General features: G+C 74.0%; 14 protein-coding genes, 1 tRNA gene, 1 other RNA gene and 1 pseudogene. 6 read left to right on the top strand and 11 right to left on the bottom strand.

Annotated features, from left to right (window positions below; translation table 11 throughout):
* Nucleotides 1–5: 5 nt before the first annotated feature.
* The 3 genes and pseudogenes from EDC57_RS03070 to EDC57_RS13060 all read right to left on the bottom strand — a co-directional run.
* Entirely contained in the window at nucleotides 6–881 is an 876-nt protein-coding gene (locus EDC57_RS03070) for a class I SAM-dependent methyltransferase (protein ID WP_123400125.1), read from the bottom strand.
* Nucleotides 882–979: 98 nt separating this feature from the next.
* Nucleotides 980–1927, bottom strand: coding sequence for a hypothetical protein (locus EDC57_RS03075; RefSeq protein WP_123400127.1), 948 nt, complete (start codon nucleotides 1925–1927; stop codon nucleotides 980–982).
* A 1248-nt stretch (nucleotides 1928–3175) separates the two neighbouring features.
* Nucleotides 3176–4063 (bottom strand): annotated as a pseudogene (locus tag EDC57_RS13060) (ThiF family adenylyltransferase); the annotation flags it as partial.
* A 103-nt stretch (nucleotides 4064–4166) separates the two neighbouring features.
* Between EDC57_RS13060 and ssrS the strand changes: the two are divergent.
* From ssrS to EDC57_RS03095, 3 genes are all read left to right on the top strand, one after another.
* Nucleotides 4167–4351: non-coding RNA, 6S RNA (gene ssrS, locus EDC57_RS03085), on the top strand.
* 7 nt (nucleotides 4352–4358) lie between these two features.
* Nucleotides 4359–4970, top strand: a complete 612-nt coding sequence (locus EDC57_RS03090; RefSeq protein ID WP_123400131.1) for a 5-formyltetrahydrofolate cyclo-ligase — start codon at nucleotides 4359–4361, stop codon at nucleotides 4968–4970.
* Nucleotides 4967–5437, top strand: coding sequence for an EVE domain-containing protein (locus tag EDC57_RS03095; RefSeq protein ID WP_123400132.1), 471 nt, complete (start codon nucleotides 4967–4969; stop codon nucleotides 5435–5437). Before EDC57_RS03090 ends, EDC57_RS03095 begins: the two co-directional genes overlap by 4 nt.
* 4 nt (nucleotides 5438–5441) lie before the next feature.
* On the opposite strand, the gene ilvA is transcribed toward EDC57_RS03095, so the two are convergent.
* On the bottom strand, nucleotides 5442–6962 hold the full coding sequence (gene ilvA / locus EDC57_RS03100; protein ID WP_123400134.1) for a threonine ammonia-lyase, biosynthetic: 1521 nt from the start codon (nucleotides 6960–6962) through the stop codon (nucleotides 5442–5444).
* 124 nt (nucleotides 6963–7086) lie between these two features.
* On the opposite strand from ilvA, the gene rpiA reads away from it, so the two are divergent.
* Nucleotides 7087–7746, top strand: a complete 660-nt coding sequence (gene rpiA, locus EDC57_RS03105; protein ID WP_123400136.1) for a ribose-5-phosphate isomerase RpiA — start codon at nucleotides 7087–7089, stop codon at nucleotides 7744–7746.
* Between the two features lie 9 nt (nucleotides 7747–7755).
* Here rpiA and EDC57_RS03110 read toward each other — a convergent pair whose 3' ends face one another.
* Both EDC57_RS03110 and EDC57_RS03115 read right to left on the bottom strand, forming a co-directional pair.
* On the bottom strand, nucleotides 7756–7956 hold the full coding sequence (locus EDC57_RS03110) for a DUF2905 domain-containing protein (RefSeq protein WP_123400138.1): 201 nt from the start codon (nucleotides 7954–7956) through the stop codon (nucleotides 7756–7758).
* A gap of 88 nt (nucleotides 7957–8044) precedes the next feature.
* Nucleotides 8045–11878 carry a DUF3683 domain-containing protein gene (locus EDC57_RS03115; protein ID WP_123400140.1) on the bottom strand — a complete coding sequence of 1278 codons (3834 nt, stop codon included), beginning with the start codon at nucleotides 11876–11878 and terminating at the stop codon, nucleotides 8045–8047.
* 184 nt (nucleotides 11879–12062) lie between these two features.
* Between EDC57_RS03115 and EDC57_RS03120 the strand changes: the two genes are divergently transcribed.
* On the top strand, nucleotides 12063–12302 hold the full coding sequence (locus EDC57_RS03120; protein ID WP_123400142.1) for a hypothetical protein: 240 nt from the start codon (nucleotides 12063–12065) through the stop codon (nucleotides 12300–12302).
* Between the two features lie 85 nt (nucleotides 12303–12387).
* On the opposite strand, the gene EDC57_RS03125 is transcribed toward EDC57_RS03120, so the two are convergent.
* From EDC57_RS03125 to EDC57_RS03145, 5 genes are all read right to left on the bottom strand, one after another.
* Complete coding sequence (locus EDC57_RS03125; RefSeq protein ID WP_123400144.1) at nucleotides 12388–13323, bottom strand: porin; 936 nt, start codon at nucleotides 13321–13323, stop codon at nucleotides 12388–12390.
* A gap of 191 nt (nucleotides 13324–13514) precedes the next feature.
* Nucleotides 13515–13588, bottom strand: a tRNA-Gln gene (locus EDC57_RS03130).
* A gap of 70 nt (nucleotides 13589–13658) precedes the next feature.
* Nucleotides 13659–14048 carry a 30S ribosomal protein S9 gene (rpsI, locus tag EDC57_RS03135; RefSeq protein WP_425454784.1) on the bottom strand — a complete coding sequence of 130 codons (390 nt, stop codon included), beginning with the start codon at nucleotides 14046–14048 and terminating at the stop codon, nucleotides 13659–13661.
* A 13-nt stretch (nucleotides 14049–14061) separates the two neighbouring features.
* Nucleotides 14062–14490 (bottom strand): 50S ribosomal protein L13, encoded by a 429-nt coding sequence (rplM, locus tag EDC57_RS03140; RefSeq protein ID WP_123400148.1) that lies wholly within the window; start codon nucleotides 14488–14490, stop codon nucleotides 14062–14064.
* A gap of 242 nt (nucleotides 14491–14732) precedes the next feature.
* Nucleotides 14733–15554 (bottom strand): PEP-CTERM/exosortase system-associated acyltransferase, encoded by an 822-nt coding sequence (locus EDC57_RS03145; protein WP_123400150.1) that lies wholly within the window; start codon nucleotides 15552–15554, stop codon nucleotides 14733–14735.
* Nucleotides 15555–15680: 126 nt separating this feature from the next.
* Between EDC57_RS03145 and EDC57_RS03150 the strand changes: the two genes are divergently transcribed.
* A complete protein-coding gene (locus EDC57_RS03150) occupies nucleotides 15681–16490 on the top strand; it encodes an outer membrane lipoprotein-sorting protein (protein WP_123400152.1) in 810 nt (269 codons plus the stop codon).
* Nucleotides 16491–16505: the final 15 nt, after the last annotated feature.

Consider the following 16505-nt stretch of genomic DNA (forward strand, 5'->3'; position numbering starts at 1 on the left):
CGTCCTCAGAGGTGGCGGCTCGCGAGGCCGCCGAGGCGGAAGAAGAGGCGCAGGTCGCGCAGGTCGCGCCGTTGGTGCGGCGGCATGGCCTGCGCCAGCGCCCGCAGCCGGGCGCGCGCCGCCTCGTCGGGGGGGCGCCGCGGCGGCGACTTCACCGCCACCATGTAGGGCACCAGGGCGGTGCGGTAGAGGCGCGCCCGCCCGGCGAGGTGGCGGGCGAGGGCGGCGCCGAAGTCCTCCACCCGGAAGGCCGCCCGCAGGGAGTGGAAATAGTCCAGGGTGAAGAGCTCGGGCTGGCGGCGGGCGTGCTGCCAGGCGAAGGCGCGCATGGAGGCCTCGCTGCGCATGCGCCCGAAGTCCACCAGGTAGATCCCCCCGCCGGGCCTGAGGACGCGGGCGATCTCGGCGAAGCAGCGCGCCAGCGCCGCCTCGTCCGGGAGGTGGTGGAGGACCACGGTGGAGATCACCGCGTCCACCGAGCCGTCCTCCAGCCCCCGCAGCTCCGTGATGTCGCCGCGGCGCAGGGCGACGTTGGCGAGCCCCCGCTCGGCGATGCGGGCCTCGGCCCGGGCCAGCATCTCCGCCGAGAGGTCGACGCCCAGGAAGTGGGTCTGCGGGTTGAGGGCGGCCACGAGGGCAAGCTGGTTGGCGGGGCCGCAGCCGAGGTCGAGGACGCGATCGCCGGGGCGGACCACGTCGCAGACCTGGGCGGCGTGGAAGAGGTAGACCGGGGTCATCACCCCGCCCTCGGCGCCGGCCTCGTGGAAGGCCGCCACCTTGGCCGGGTCGTCCATCACCAGGTCGGGCTCCGGCACCCGCGGGGGCGGGGGGCCGGGCAGCAGCTCCCGCGCCGCGGCGAGGATCATGCCCGGGGTGGGCATCGCGCTTGCTCCCCTCGTGCTCCCGGGAACATGGTAGCGCGCCCGGAAAGCGAATGGCCCGCCGGAGGCGGGCCATTCGGCGCGGGGAGGGCTCGGCCTCAGCCGCGGCGGCGGCGGGCCATGGCGCCGAGGGCCAGGAGGCCGGCGCCGAGCAGCGCGAGCGGCGCCGGGGCCGGGATCGTCGCCGTGCCCTGGTCGTTGCGGATCGTAAGCAGCAGGGTGTCGTCGCCGCCGCCCACGGCGCCGTCGCCGCCGAGATTCGCGCTCGCGCCCTGGAACGTGGCGGAGGTGTCCGCGAGCGCCAGGATCACCGTCGGCGGCGTGGTGGCAAGGAGGGTCTCGAAGGGAGTGCCGTCGCTCATGGCCCAGACCCCGGGCATCACGCTGGTGAACTCGGCGGTGATGTCCACGTTGACGGAGGCGGTCCCGTTGTTGAAGTTGGCGTTGTCGATGCCGCCCGTGATGTTTCCGAGGGTGGCGAGGACGAAGTTGTCGCTCGCGTCGAACGGGTTGCCGTCCGGGGTCCAGACCACGCTGATGCTCGTGCCCGTGAAGTTCACCGTGAAGTCCGCGGTGCCGATGTCACCCGGGTTGCCGGCGCCGATGGTGCCGGGCGAGATGCTGGCGATGGAGCCGGTGAGATCGGCGAGGACGAAGAGCTGGTCGAAGCTGCCGCTCGGGCCGCTGACGCGCCAGCCGTCGGCCTTGTTCGTCCCGGCCCAGTCGGTGTGGCTGGGGATGGCGAAGAGTACCTGCTCGGAGAAGGAATCGCCGGGGCTCACCACGTCGTCGGCGCCGAGGCCGATGGACACGGTGGCGGTGTTGGGAAAGCCCAGCGCCGACGAGAGCTGGAAGGCCGAGACCTGGGCCTGCCCGAAATCGAAGCTGGCGAAGGGGCCGCTCGCGCCGGCGTCGATGTTGGCCGCGTCGGGGTCGAAGAGGATGTTCGCCGCCTGGGCGCCGCCCGAGGCCAGCGCCAGCAGGCCGGCGGCCACCGCCGCGGAGAGGGTCTTCCTGCGCAGGGTCTCGTTCCTTGGGGTGTTCATGGATTCGTGCTCCCTTTGTCCGGTGCATGGGTTCGCGGTTGCCCTCTCCTATGCAGTTCCCGTGCCATCCTGCCCGAATCACGCAGAAACAATGGGTTGCGCGCCGAGGCCGGGGGCGGGGCGGGGGCGAATGTAAAAAATCCTGACAGCGCGGCCCCGCGCTCAGCCCGCGGCCCCGTCCAGGCAGAGCCGCGCCAGCGGCAGGCGCAGGGAGCGGCCCGGGACCGGGCGCGCGGGCCCGATGCGGGCGAGCCAGACCGTGCGCGGGGCGGCCTCGCCGAGGAGGCGGCGGAGCCTGCGGTCGATGGCGGCGGCCTCGTCCGCGGCCCCGGGGGTGTCGGAAAACTTTACACCCTCGCGGGCGTAGCGGGCGAAGATGAGCGGGGTCATCTGCGGCTGCATCTGCAGGCCGAGGCGGGTCGCGGCCAGCCACAGCCGTTGCACCCGGCGCCCGGCCTCGACCCAGTCCGCCGTCCCCTCCGGGGGGCGGGGCGCGGCGAGGGCGACGAAGCCCGCGCAGCGAAGCCCCGGCAGGAGGTCCAGCTGGATCCGCGGCGCCAGGGTGCCGGCGAGCCAGCGGTTGAGGAAGGCGACCCGCGGCCAGCTCCGCAGGGCCCAGCGCGAGAGGCGCGCGGTGAGGGGATCGAAGCCCACCGCGGCCTCGGGGATGCGGTCCTCGCTGTGGCGCGCCCCCCAGGCGATGACCTCGCGGTGGACCGCCCAGGCCTCGGGGATGGTCAGGCGCAGGCGGGCGGCGCGGAAGGCGAGCCAGGCCGCCCGCCGCCGCTGCGCCGGCGCATCGAGGAGGATCAGCTCGTAGTCCGGCGCCACCGCCGCGCGCAGGGCCTCGCGCTCACGCGGGGCGAGGCGCCGCCGCCCCATGGCCCGCCGCTGCGTGGTGCGCAGGCGGATGAAGGGGGCGAGGGGGTCGGGCGCCGCCTCGGCGGGCTCCAGCCGGACCTCGAAGACCGGCCGCGGCGGATCGCCCGCCTCGCGCATGCGGACGACGGCGCGGCGCCCGACGGTGGTGGCGGCGATGGCCACGGTCTCCACCAGGGCGCCGTGGGCGAGATGGCTGGCGTGGCCGTCGAGGTCGTAGACGCAGTGGTCGCGGGTGTCGTGGCCGAAGATGGTGAAGCGCGCGTCGTCCTTGATGCGGAAGCGCCAGGGCTGGGTGTTGTCGCCGCTGGGGGCCCAGCGCGCGAGCTCCAGGACGCGCCCGGCCGGCGTGGCCGGGGTCGGCGCCTCGGCCGCCGCGGCCTCGGCCCGCAGCCGTGCGAGCCGGCGCCGGGCCACGGCCAGGGTGAGCCGGGTCAGGGGGTTGCGGTGCCCGCCCGGGCGCCAGGTGCGGACCATGCGGCGGCGGTAGGCGTCGAACTGCAGCCCGCGCGGCGCCCCGCGCACGGGGCCGCGTCCGAGCAGGATCTTGAGCACCTCGGTGGCGGCGACGCCGGCGCAGAGCTCCACCGCCATGGGGGTGGAGGGGCCGCGGTGGGCGGCCAGATCCACCGCCTGCGGCCAGGCCACGTAGCCGCGCTGGAGCATGGCGGGGGCGAGCCCGACGAGGAAGCGCAGGATCTTCTCCTCCTCGCCGCGGCCGGCGAGGCCGAAGTAGGCCTCGAAGGTCATGCCCCCGGGGAGGAAGCAGAGCAGGGCGGTGCCCATGCCGAGGGGGGCGGCGGTGACCGCCGGGATGCCCAGCTCGGCGCAGCGGGCGAAGACCCGCTCGCGGGCCTCGAAGGCGAAGAAGTCGAGGGCGTCGAGATAGAGGTCGGCGTCGGCGAGGAAGGCGTCCACGTTGTCCGCGCCCACCGCCTCGGGCATCACCCGCAGACGCAGGCCGGGATTGATGCGGCGCGCGCGCTCGGCCATCACCTCGGCCTTGTTGCGGCCGAGGCTCATGAGATCGGCGCCCGCCTGGCGGTTGAAGTTGGCGAGCTCGAAGACGTCGGGGTCGGCGAGGGTGAAGGCGCCCACGCCGAGGCGCACGAGGGTGAGGAGGTGGCTGCCGCCGACCCCGCCCATGCCGGCGATGGCGACGCGCTTGCCGGTGAGCGCCTCGGCCTCCGCCGGGGTGATCCAGCCGATGTTGCGGGCGAAGGCCTCGCCGGGGTCGAAGGTGGCGTGCTGGTTCACGGGCGGCTCCCTCGCCGGACGGCGACCCCAGTCTAGCGCCGGCGGGGCCCGCGGGCGAGACGGGTGCGCGGCGGCCCGGGGCGGGGTATCATGGTCGGCGTGGCGCACCCTGCGGTGCACGAAGCGGGCTGGAGATCCCTTTGAGCCTAAACGCGTCGCCTGGGGGCGCGCTGTTCGGCGCCAGTGTGCAGGTCCGCCCGCGAGCGGAAAGCCTTCGGTGACGACGGTGCCCCCACTTGAACCTCTGGTTCAAGGGCGATGGCCCGCTACGGCACATGCGGGGGGCGCCCTTTGCGTGCCCGCGCCGGAGGCGCTGCCGGCCCTGCGCCGGCGGCTGCGCGCCGCCCGCCGCGCCCTCGCCGGGGCCGAGCGCGCCCGCCGCGACGCCGCCATCGTGCGCGCCCTCGCGGTCAGCGCCCCCTTCCGCTACGCGCGGCGCATCGCCCTCTATCTCGCCCACGACGGCGAGCCGGACCTCGCCGGCTTGCTGCGGCGGGCGTGGGCCGCGGGCAAGCTCTGCTGCCTGCCGGTGCTGGCGCCGCCACCCCGCGGCGGCCTCCTCTTCGCCCCCTTCGGCCCTGACACCACGCTGGTGCGCAACCGCTTCGGCATCCCGGAGCCCGCGCACGTGGCGGCGGTGCCGGCGGCCAGCCTCGATCTCGTGCTCGCCCCCCTGGTGGGCTTCGACCCCGCCGGGCACCGCCTCGGCATGGGCGGCGGCTTCTACGACCGCGCCCTCGCCTTCCTGCGCCGCGATCGTCTGCGCAGCCGCCCGCGGGTCATCGGCGTCGCCTACGCCTGCCAGGAGGTGCCGGCGCTGCCGGCCCGCCCCTGGGACGTGCCGCTGCACGGCGTGGTGACGGAGCAGGGGCTGCGCCTCTTCCCCTGCGCAGGCGAGCGGCCGTGACGTACTGGCTGCTCAAGTCCGAGCCAGCCACCTACGGGATCGACGATCTCGCCGCGGCCCCGGACGGGACCGACGCCTGGGACGGCGTGCGCAACCACCAGGCGCGCAACTTCCTGCGCGCCATGCGGGTCGGGGACCGGGCCTTCTTCTACCACTCCAACTGCCGCCGGCCCGCGGTGGTGGGCATCGTGGAGGTGGTGCGCGAGGCCTACCCCGACCCCACCGCCTTCGATCCGGCCTCGCCCTACCACGACCCGCGGGCCGATCCGCGGCGGCCGCGCTGGTTCGCCGTGGACGTACGGCTGGTGGAGCGTCTGCCGCGGCCGGTGACCCTGGCCGAGCTTCGCGCCGAGCCGGCCCTCGAGGGGCTGCTCATCCTGCGCCGCGGCAACCGCCTCTCGGTCACCCCGGTCGCGCCCGCGCACTGGGCGCACATCCTCGCCATGGCGCGCCGCCCCGCGCCCTGAGCCCTCAGCCGGCGGCGGCGAAGAGGGCGTAGGCGGGGTTGTCGCTCTCGTCCCAGAAGGGCAGGCCGAGGCCGGCGAGGAAGTCGCGGAAGGCGCGCCGCTCCCCAGGCGGCACCTGCACCCCCATGAGCACCCGGCCGTAGGCGTCGCCGTGGTTGCGGTAGTGGAAGAGGCTGATGTTCCAGCGCCCGCCCATGCGCCCCAGGAACTCCATCAGGGCCCCGGGCCGCTCCGGGAACTCCACCCGGTAGAGGACCTCGTCGCGCACCTGCGGCGCCCGCCCGCCCACCATGTGGCGCACGTGCAGCTTCGCCACCTCGTCGTCGCTGAGATCCACCACCGGGTAGCCCTCGCCGCGCAGGTGCCCCACCAGGGCCTCGCGCTCGTCCCGGTCGGCGATGCGCAGGCCGACGAAGACGTGGGCCTCGGCCGGATCCGCGTAGCGGTAGTTGAACTCGGTGATGGCGCGCCGCCCGATGGCGCGGCAGAAGCGCAGGAAGCTGCCCGGCCGCTCGGGGATGGTCACCGCGAGCAGCGCCTCGTGGCCCTCGCCGAGCTCGGTGCGCTCGGCGACGTAGCGCAGGCGGTCGAAGTTGATGTTGGCCCCGCTCTCGATGGCCACCAGCACGGCGTCGCGCACGCCCCGCTCGTGCACCCAGCGCTTGAGCCCCGCCACCGCCACCGCGCCCGCCGGCTCCGGCACCGAGCGGGTGTCCTCGAAGACGTCCTTGATCGCGGCGCAGATCTCGTCGACGCCCACCAGCACCATCTCGTCCACCGTGCGCCGGGCGATGCGGAAGGGTTCGCGCCCCACCTGCCGCACCGCCACCCCGTCGGCGAAGATCCCCACCTGCGGCAGCCGCACCCGCCGTCCGCGCTCCAGGGCGCGGGTGAGCGTCGGCGCATCCTCCGGCTCCACCCCGACGATGCGCACCTCGGGGCGCAGATGCTTGACGTAGGCCGCGATCCCGGCGATGAGCCCGCCGCCGCCCACGGGCACGAAGACCGCATCCAGTGGCCCCGGGTGCTGGCGCAGGATCTCCATGCCGATGGTGCCCTGCCCGGCGATGACGTCGGGGTCGTCGTAGGGATGGATGAAGGCGGCGCCGGCGGAGCGGGCCAGGGCCACGGCGTGGGCCGCGGCCTCGTCGTAGGTGTCGCCGTGCAGCAGCGCCCGCGCGCCCAGCCGCCGCACCGCCTCCACCTTGATGCTGGGGGTGGTGCGGGGCATGACGATGGTGGCGCGCAGCCCCAGCCGCCGCGCCGCCAGCGCCACCCCCTGGGCGTGGTTGCCGGCGGAGGCCGCGACCACGCCGTGGCGGGCCTGCTCGGGGGGGAGGCGGGCGATGCGGTTGTAGGCCCCCCGCAGCTTGAAGGAGAAGACCGGCTGCAGGTCCTCGCGCTTGAGCAGGACCTCGCAGCCGAGCCGGCGCGACAGCCCCGGCGCCCGCTCCAGCGGCGTCTCCCGGGCCACCTCGTAGACCCGCGCCGTGAGGATGCGCTCCAGATATCCGCCCGCGCCCATGGCGGGCAAGGTTAGCAGCGGCCCCGAGGCCGCCGCCAGCCCGGCATGCTGCGGTGCGTCTACGCCCGCGCGCCGCGGCGCCGTATCATCGCGGCCTCGGTGCGAGCGACGGAGGGAGGGTGCGATGGATCAGGACCGGCTCAAGCGGATGGCCGCCGAGGCGGCGCTCGACTACGTCCCGCGCGGCGAGGTGATCGGCGTCGGCACGGGCTCCACCGTCAACCACTTCATCGATCTCCTCGCCGAGCGGCGCATCGACGTCGCGGGCGCGGTCTCGAGCTCCGAGGCCTCCACCGCGCGCCTTCGCCGCCACGGCATCGAGGTGCTGGACCTCAACGACGTCGGCGACCTGCCGGTCTACGTGGACGGCGCCGACGAGGCCACCCGCCACCTGCACCTGACCAAGGGCGGGGGCGGCGCGCTCACGCGCGAGAAGATCGTCGCCGCCGCGAGCCGCACCTTCGTCTGCATCGTGGACGAGAGCAAGCTGGCGGACCGCCTCGGCCGCTTCCCGCTGCCGGTGGAGGTGATCCCCATGGCGCGCAGCCTCGTCGCGCGCAGGCTCGCCGCCCGCGGCGGCCGCCCGGTCTGGCGCCAGGGCTTCGTCACCGACAACGGCAACGTCATCCTCGACGTCCACGACCTCGAGATCCTGGAGCCGGCGCGGCTCGAGTCCGAGCTCAACGACATCCCCGGGGTGGTGACCAACGGCCTGTTCGCCCTGCGCCCGGCGGACGTGCTCCTGGTGGCGCGCGCCGACGGCGTGCAGACCCTCCGCCTGTGAGCGCCGGCCTCAGCGCCGGAACAGCCACAGGATCAGGGTCAGCAGCAGGCTCAGGAGGATGGAGGTGGTGAGCGGGAAGTAGAAGTGGAAGCCGTCGCGTTCGAGGTGGATGTCCCCGGGCAGCCGCCCGAGCCCGAGGCGCTGGATGAGCGGCCAGAGCAGCCCCGCGGCCACCAGCACGAGCCCGACGGTGATCAGCACCCTTTGCACCGTAACCTCCCGCTCGCGTCCCGGGCCGTCCCCCCGACGCCGACCATTGTACGACGCCGTCGGCGCCGCGGTGCGGGCGGCCCCCGGCCTAGAGCAGCACGCGCTCGATGCCCCCGGCGCGCACGCGCTCGACGAAGCGCGCCTCCCAGTCCTCGCCGAGGCGGGCGCGGGCGAGCTCGACGACGATGTACTCGGCCCGCAGCCCCGTCGCCTCCTCGTAGCGGGCGAGCCCCTGGCGGCAGGCGGGGCAGGCGGTGAGCAGCCCCACCGTGCCGTCCGCCCGCGTCCGCCCCGTGAGCTCGGCGAGACCCCGGCGCAGCTCCTCCTCCTTGCGGAAGCGCACCTGGGTGGCGATGTCGGGGCGGGAGACGGCGAAGGTGCCCGCCTCGCCGCAGCAGCGGTCCGAGAGCCGCACCTCGGCCCCGCCCAGCAGCCGCGAGGCCACCTGCAGCGGGTCGTGCACCTTCATGGGGCTGTGGCAGGGGTCGTGGTAGAGGTAGCGGCGCCCGCCCGCCGTCTCCAGGCCCACCCCACGCTCGGCCAGGTACTCGTGGATGTCCAGCAGCCGCGCCCCCGGGAAGATCGCCTCCAGCTCGTAGAGCAGGAGCTGGTCGAGGCAGGTGCCGCAGGAGACGAGCACGGTGCCGATGTCCAGGTAGTTGAGGGTGTTGGCGACGCGGTGGAAGAGGACCCGGTTGTCGGTGCTGATCCTGCGTGCGCGCGCCGCCTGCCCCGCCGCTGCCTGCGGATAGCCGCAGCAGAGGTAGCCCGGCGGCAGCACCGTCTGCACGCCGAGCTCCCACAGCATGGCGAGGGTGGCGAGCCCCACCTGGCCGAAGAGCCGCTCCGAGCCGCAGCCCGGGAAGTAGAACACCGCCTCGCCGCCGTGGTCGGCGCGCGCCGGATCGCGCACGATGGGCACCAGGGTCGGGTCCTCGATCCCCAGCAGCGCGCGCAGGGTCTCGCGGGGCGCGTCGCCCGGCAGCGGCCGCGCCAGCATCTGCTCCACCTGCACCGGCAGCGTCATGCGCCCGGTGGTCGGCCGCGGCGGGTTGCGCCGCCCGAGGCCGAGGCGGCGCGCGAGGCGGTGGCCGAGGCGCTGCGCCGGATAGCCCGCCCCGACGATGGCGGCGCGAAGCCCCCGCACGGCGCGGGCGTCGGTGGCGTTGAGCAGGGCCAGCGACAGCCGCGTGCCGAGGTTGCTCCAGCACCGCCCCTGGGCGGCGAGGATCTCGCGCATGCGCACCGAGACGTCGCCGAAGTCGATGTCCACCGGGCAGGGCGTGACGCACTTGTGGCACACGGTGCAGTGGTCGGCGAGGTCGTTCATGGCCTCGAAGTGGCGCGCCGAGACGCCACGGCGGGTCTGTTCCTCGTAGAGGAAGGCCTCGATCACGAGCCCCGTGGCGAGGATCTTGTCGCGCGGGGCGTAGAGGAGGTTGGCGCGCGGCACGTGGGTGTTGCAGACCGCCTTGCACTTGCCGCAGCGCAGGCAGTTGCGGATGGCGTCGTTGAGGGCCCCGAGCTCGCTCGCCTCCAGGATCAGCGCCTCCTGCTGCACCAGGCGCAGCGACGGGGTGTAGGCGCGCTCCAGCAGGGCCGGGTCCTCCATGAGCTTGCCGCGGTTGAAGCGGCCCTCGGGGTCGACCCGGCGCTTGTACTCGGCGAAGGCGCGCACCTTCTCGGGCTCGAGGTAGTGGAGCTTGGTGATGCCGATGCCGTGCTCGCCGGAGACCACGCCGCCGAGGGCGACGGCGAGGGCCATGACCCGCTCCACGATGCGCTCGGCCTCGTGGAGCATGGCGTAGTCGTTGGAGTGGACGGGGATGTTGGTGTGGACGTTGCCGTCGCCGGCGTGCATGTGGGTGGCGACGAAGAGGCGCCGCGGCCGGATGGCGGCGTGGATGGCGTCGAGGCGGCGGCGCACCGGCTCCAACTCCCGCCCGGCGAAGATCTGCTTGAGCGGCCGCTCCACCTCGCGCCGGTAGGAGACGCGCAGCGCGCGCCGCAGCAGCAGCGCGAGCACCGTGTCCCCCGGCGCCGGCTCCACCTCCCCCAGGAGCCCGCGGTGGGCCTGCGCCGGCTCGTCGAGATGGGCCAGGAGCCCGGCCCAGCGGGCGCGCACGGCGTCGAGGTGGGCGCGCGCCGCGGCCTTCTTGCCCTCGAGGATGGCCTCGGCCTCGGCGCTCGCTTCGTAGTCCGGCGCCTCGCGAAGCTCCGGCAGGGCGCCGGCGAGGTAGGCCTCCACCGCATCCAGCATCTCCAGCTTGTTGCGGATGGAGTACTCGATGTTGATGCGTTCGATGCCCTCGGTGTAGTCCGCCAGCCGCTCCAGCGGGATCACCACGTCCTCGTTGATCTTGAAGGCGTTGGTGTGGCGGGCGATGGCGGCGGTGCGGGCGCGGTCGGCCCAGAAGCGGCGCCGGGCCTCGGGGCTGGCGGCGACGAAGCCCTCGGCGCCGCGGGCCGCGGCGAGGCGCACCACCTCCGAGGCGCAGCGCGCCACCGCGGCCTCGTCGTCGCCGGCGAGATCCGCGAGCAGCACCATCTTGGGCCGCTCGCGCCGCGGCGCCTTGGTGCTGTAGCGCACCGCGCGCACGTAGCGCTCGTCCAGGTGCTCGAGGCCGAGGAGATCCACCCCCTCGGCCGCCTCCACGTGGCGCTTGGTCTCGACGATGGCCGGCACCGCCGTGCGCAGGTCCGGGCCGAAGAACTCCAGGCACACCGTGCGCACGTGGCGGGGCTGGGGGTGGAGGACGAAGACGGCCGAGGTGATGATGCCGTCGCAGCCCTCCTTCTGCACCCCGGGAAGCCCCCCGAGGACCTTGTCGGTGACGTCCTTGCCGAGGCCGGGCTTGCGGAAGGCGCCGCCGGGCAGCTCCAGCAGCCGCGGCTCCCCCCGCGGCGTGCGCCCGTCGGCGCCGTAGCGGGTGATGCGGAAGCGCACCCGCGCCTGCTCGTGGATCTTGCCCAGGTTGTGGTCGAGCCGCTCCACCTCCAGCCAGTCGCCGTCCGGGGTCACCATGCGCCAGGAGAGGAGGTTGTCCAGGGTCGTCCCCCAGCGCACCGCCTTCTTGCCCCCGGCGTTCATGGCGACGTTGCCGCCGATGGTGCAGGCGTCCTGGGAGGTGGGGTCGACGGCGAAGACGAGGCCGTGCCGCTCCGCAAGCTCCGCCACCCGCCGCGTCACCACCCCGGCCTCGGCGCGCACCGTCGCCGCCTCCCGCCCGCTGCCCGGCAGGCGGCGCCGCACCACCTCGCCGAGGCCGTCCAGCTTCTCGGTGTTGATCACCGCCGTGTCGGGGTGCAGCGGCACCGCCCCGCCCGTGTAGCCGGTGCCGCCGCCGCGGGGGACGATGGTCAGCCCCAGCTCGATGCAGGCCGCCACCACCTCGCGCACCTCGGCCTCGGTGTCGGGGAAGATCACCACGAAGGGGAGCTCGACGCGCCAGTCGGTGGCGTCGGTGACGTGGGCGACGCGGGCGAAGCCGTCGAAGCGGACGTTGTCGCGGCGGGTCGCCCGGGCGAGGCGCCGCATCACCTCCTCACGCCGCCGCCCGAGGGCCTCGAGCCCGGCCTCGAAGCGCGCCACCGCCTCGCGCGCGAGCCCGGCGAGCTCCAGGGCGTGGGCGTTGCCCTCGGCGCGGGCCTCCACCTGGTCGAGGCGGTGGCGCAGGGCGTGGGTGAGGGAGGCGCGGCGCGCCCGGTCGGCGAGCAGATCGTCCTGCAGGTAGGGGTTGCGCTCCACCACCCAGAGATCGCCCAGGACCTCGAAGAGCATGCGCGCCGAGCGCCCGGTGCGCCGCGCCCCGCGCAGGGCCTCGATCAGGGCCCAGCCGCGCGGGCCGAGAAAGCGCAGGGCGATCTCGCGGTCCGAGAAGGAGGTGTAGTTGTAGGGGATCTCGCGGATGCGCTCGGGCATGGAGGCGCATTGTAGCGGAGTGGCGGGCCTCGTGCTGCAGAGCAGCACGGGGCGGGCCGTGATTCCTGAGAGGCGCGGTAAGGATTGCGGCGGCGCGCCGGTCTATGGGTGCGAGGGCGGACGTTGTACGCCCTCGCCGGCCGGAGACCCCGGCACACGCAACCGACCGCAAGAGGGCACGACCATGAAGAAGCGCAACATCCTGCTGACCGCCATCCTCCTGACCGGGTTCGGCCTCGGCGCCCAGGCCGCGGGTCTGGTGTACGGCGACGACCGCAGCGGCGAGCCCGCCGTGATCCCGTCCGTCGGCAGCCCCGGCGGCGGCCTCGTCGCCGCCGACGACCGCAGCACCGACGCCGTCGTCACCCCGACCCGCTCCGGGCGCAGTGTCGCCGCGCTGGTCTACGGCGACGACCGGAGCTGAGCCCGCCGGCCCCGCGCGGGCCGCAGGCCAAAAGGAACGGGCGCCCGCAGGCGCCCGTTCCGCTTCCGTCGGGCCTCGGGCCCGATCAGAAGTCGTGGCGGATGCCGACGCCGAAGGCGGTATCCTCGCCCTTCTTGTCGTTGTCCGCGACCTCCGCGTAGACGCGGGTGCGCTTGCTGAAGTTGTGCTGCACGCCCAGCGTCCACGGGTTGGTGTCGGCAACTTTGCCGCGGCCCTTGTCGTTGTCCACGAACACCGCATAGATGCGGTTGGCGCCCGCGGTGAACTGGCCGCCGAGGGCGATGGCGGTGCCGTCGGTGGCGCCGTTGTCGTCGTAGACCAGCGCCACGCCGAAGGCGCCGGAGCTGTAGCTCGCCGCCACCGCGAGCTTGTCGTCACCGGCCTCGGGCGACTCGATGGCGAGCCCGAGCTTCACGGGCCCCACGTCGGCGGTGGCGGACGCATTGAAGACGCGGCCCCGCGACTTGTTCGGCTCCGACGTATCCTCTTCGTTGTCGCTGGAGTCACCGTTCAGGCCGCCCACGGTCACGCCGACGTTGACGGCGCCGAAGGAGCCGAAGTAGCCGACGGCGTTGTCGATGCGCCCGTCCTTGCCGCTGGCCGGGTCGCGGTCGAAGATGTTGGCCAGGTCCACGAAGGCGAAGGAGCCGTCGTAGTACGGCGCGCTCAGGTTGCCGATGAGTACCTTGCCGAAGCCGCCGGCGAGGCCGACGCTCTGCTCGCGGTTCTCGATGTTGTTGGGTTTGCCGACGTCGTCAGCGTCGAGCACACGGTACTCGAGCTTGAAGACGGCCTGGAGGCCGTTGCCCAGGTCCTCGGCCCCCTTGAAGCCGATGCGGACGTCGGGCGTCACGTCCACCTGCGTGTCCGTGGGGTCGTTCTTGGCCGGTCCGTTAATGAGGTTGAACTTCGCGCGGCCGTAGACGGTGGCCTCGGCGCTGGCGGCCAGCGGCGCGGCCACCGCGGCCGCGACGGCGACGGCAAGCAGCTTCTTCTTCATGGGCTATCCCTCCTCAGAATCAGAGTTGTCTCGACGAGACCGGAGGGACTATAGGCCACGCCGCGGTGCTTTGCAACCACTTTTTGCCTTCGGCGCAACAGCCGCGCGGTTTCGTTGCCTCATCGCAACAGCGGCCCTGGGGCGCGCGGGGCCGGAGACGGCGAGGCCCGCCGTGCGGCGGGCCTCGGGGTTGGCTGGGGGACTAGGATTCGAACCTAGATTCACGGAGTCAGAGTCCGCTGTCCTGCCGTTAGACGATCCCCCAGTGGCGTGCCGCCCCGGAACGGGGCGGCGGGGAAGGATAAGGGATGCGCGCCGCCGCGCGCAACCGCGCCTCAGCGCTTGGAGTACTGGGTGGCCTTGCGCGCCTTGTGCAGGCCGACCTTCTTGCGCTCCACCTCGCGGGCGTCGCGGGTGAGGAAGCCGGCGCTGCGAAGCGGCCTGCGCAGGGCCTCGTCGTAGCGCAGCAGGGCGCGCGCGATGCCGTGGCGGATGGCGCCCGCCTGGCCGCTGGTGCCGCCGCCCTCCACGGTGACGGTGACGTCCACCTTGTCGGCGAGGCCCGTCACCTCCAGCGGCTGGCGCACGATCATGCGCGCCGTCTCGCGCCCGAAGTAGGCCTCCAGCGGACGGCGGTTGACCACGATGCGCCCGCTGCCGGGCCGGACGAAGACGCGGGCGGTGGCCGTCTTGCGCCGCCCGGTGCCGTAGTGAGCCGTCTCCACGATGCGTCCCCCGTCAGATGTCCAGCGGCTTCGGCTGCTGGGCCTGGTGCCGGTGCTCAGGTCCGGCGTAGACCTTGAGCTTGCGGAACATGGCCCGCCCCAGCGGCCCCTTCGGCAGCATCCCCTTGACTGCGAGCTCGATCACGCGCTCGGGCCGCCGTGCGAGCAGCTTGCCCAGGGTCTCCGACTTGAGGTTGCCCACGTAGCCGGTGTGCCGGTGGTAGACCTTCTGCTCCAGCTTGCGCCCGGTGACGCGGACCTTGCCGGCGTTGACCACGACGATGTAGTCGCCGGTGTCCACGTGCGGCGTGTACTCGGGCTTGTGCTTGCCCCGCAGGCGGCGCGCGATCTCGGCGGCGAGCCGCCCCAGGGTCTTGCCCGCGGCGTCCACCACGTACCAGTCGCGGCGCACCTCGGCGGGCTTGGCGACGAATGTCTTCATGCCTCAGGCTCCCGCATCGTCCCGATGGGAGAAGGCGCGCAATGGTAATGCCTTCCCCCGACCGGTGCAACCACCCGCGGGGCGGGGCGCCGGCAAAAAAAAGGCGCGGCATGCGGGCCGCGCCGAAGCCTCAAAGGAGGATGGAGGAGTCGGGAGACTTGCCGGGAACCCTCGCCTCGACGGCAAATCCGTTGTCGCGAATTTTCTTACATGCTGATGCGCAGGTCAACCCCTCCGGGCCCTCACCAGTGCCTGGAGCCGGCCTCGAGGTGGCGGGGGTGGTCACGCTCGTAGGCGGCGGGGCTGGCGAAGCGTCGCGCCGCCGGGGTCTCCAGGATCTGGCCGCGGATGAGGGCGAGCAGGGCGTGCAGCTCCGGGCGCAGGTGGCGGAAGAGGTCGTCGCGGGTGATCTGGAAGACCGCGCGCACGCCCCGGAACTCGACCGGCTCGCTCACCTGGCGGAAGGTGATGCCGAAGACCTTGAGGTGGCGCATGAGGCGCGGCTCCATCATGGCGAAGACGCAGTCGAGCCCCTCCTCGAGGCCGATGGTGGCGGCGGCGAGGTAGAGCCCCACGGGGATGAAGGGGAAGCGGTGGCGGTGCTCGGCGACGCCCTCGTGCGGGTGGGCGCCGGCGATGAGGGCGACGGGGTTGTGGCGCTCGCCGCGGCGGCGGCGGAACTCGGCCGGCACCGCAAGGCGCGAGACCTCGCCGAAGCGGTGCCGCGGCAGCCGCGCGGGGTCGAAGACCGCGGGATCCAGGGCCGCCCCGGCGTGGCGCTCGAAGGGCAGCGGCGCCTGCGGATCCTCCGGGTTCTGCAGGACGAGGCGGACGCAGCCGGCGAAGCGTCCGCTCGGGCGGTGCAGGAGCAGGCAGTGGCGGGCGTGGCGGTCGCAGGCGTCATACTCGCGCCCGTCGGGGAAGCGCTCGCGGGGCTCCCAGCCGAACTCGTCCACGTAGACGCGGTAGCGGATGCGGTAGGCCTCGTCCAGCAGCTCGGGGGTGGAGGCCGGGACCACCCGGAAGTAATCCTCGAAGACGCGGGCGATGGACTGGGCGGCCATGGGCGGGTCCTCCGTGGGGCCGCACCCCGTCCGTGGCGGGCGGTGGGCAGCGGGGTCGTGATAGGCTAGCTTCAAGTCGATTGTGGGCCACCGGCCGGCGCAGGTAAAGGACGGAGGGCAGGGAACGTGACCGGATTCACACGCAGGCCCCGGGGCCTCCTGCCGGTGCTCGCGGCGGTGCTCCTCGCCGCGGCGGCGGCGGGCGCCGACGAGGCGGGCGAGGCGCTTGCCCGCAGGGTCTACGAGCGGCCCGACGGGCGCGACGCCACCGCCCTTGCGCGCATGATCCTGCAGGACCCCGGCGGCGGCGTGCGCGAGCGGCGCTTCGTCAGCTACCGCCGGGACCAGGGCGGCGGCACGGTGTGGTCGCTGATCCGCTTCCTCGCCCCGCCCGACATCGCCGATACCGGGCTGCTGACCCGCGACCGCCCGGGGCCGGACAGCGAGCAGTGGCTCTACCTGCCGGCGCTCGGGCGCGTGCGCCGCATCGCCGGCAGCCGCAAGGGCGGGCGCTTCGTCGGCTCCGACATCTATTATGAGGACCTGCAGGACCGCGAGCCGGAGCTGGACGTCCACCGCATCCTCGGCGCCGGCACGGTCTCGGGCCAGCCCTGCACGCGCCTCGAGAGCGTGCCGCGCGAGGCGGGCTCCTCGGTCTACGAGCGGCGCATCGCCTGCATCCACGAGCCCACCCTGGTCGCCCTGGAGGTGGCGTTCCACCAGCGCGGCCGCGTGGTCAAGCGCCTGACCGTGCACCGCATCGAGAAGGTGCAGGGCTACTGGACGGTGATGGACAGCACCATGGAGGAGCTCGCCTCCGGCCATCGCACCCGGATCGTCATCGAGCGCATCCGCTACGACCGCGGGCTGCCCGAGTCGCTGTTCGAGCGCGGGGTCCTGGAGGATCCCGCGCGCGAGCGCCGCTGGCGCCCCTGAGGCCCCGGACGCGGG

Source organism: Inmirania thermothiophila, assembly GCF_003751635.1.
In the GTDB taxonomy this organism is placed as follows: Bacteria; Pseudomonadota; Gammaproteobacteria; order DSM-100275; family DSM-100275; genus Inmirania; species Inmirania thermothiophila.

Coding starts and splice junctions, on each gene's coding strand:
- EDC57_RS03125 (WP_123400144.1), bottom strand. CDS start 13,323: ATGAAGAAGAAGCTGCTTGCCGTCGCCGTCGCGGCCGCGGTGGCCGCG.
- EDC57_RS03070 (WP_123400125.1), bottom strand. CDS start 881: ATGCCCACCCCGGGCATGATCCTCGCCGCGGCGCGGGAGCTGCTGCCC.
- EDC57_RS03075 (WP_123400127.1), bottom strand. CDS start 1,927: ATGAACACCCCAAGGAACGAGACCCTGCGCAGGAAGACCCTCTCCGCG.
- rpiA (WP_123400136.1), top strand. CDS start 7,087: ATGGATCAGGACCGGCTCAAGCGGATGGCCGCCGAGGCGGCGCTCGAC.
- ilvA (WP_123400134.1), bottom strand. CDS start 6,962: ATGGGCGCGGGCGGATATCTGGAGCGCATCCTCACGGCGCGGGTCTAC.
- EDC57_RS03145 (WP_123400150.1), bottom strand. CDS start 15,554: ATGGCCGCCCAGTCCATCGCCCGCGTCTTCGAGGATTACTTCCGGGTG.
- EDC57_RS03120 (WP_123400142.1), top strand. CDS start 12,063: ATGAAGAAGCGCAACATCCTGCTGACCGCCATCCTCCTGACCGGGTTC.
- rplM (WP_123400148.1), bottom strand. CDS start 14,490: ATGAAGACATTCGTCGCCAAGCCCGCCGAGGTGCGCCGCGACTGGTAC.
- EDC57_RS03115 (WP_123400140.1), bottom strand. CDS start 11,878: ATGCCCGAGCGCATCCGCGAGATCCCCTACAACTACACCTCCTTCTCG.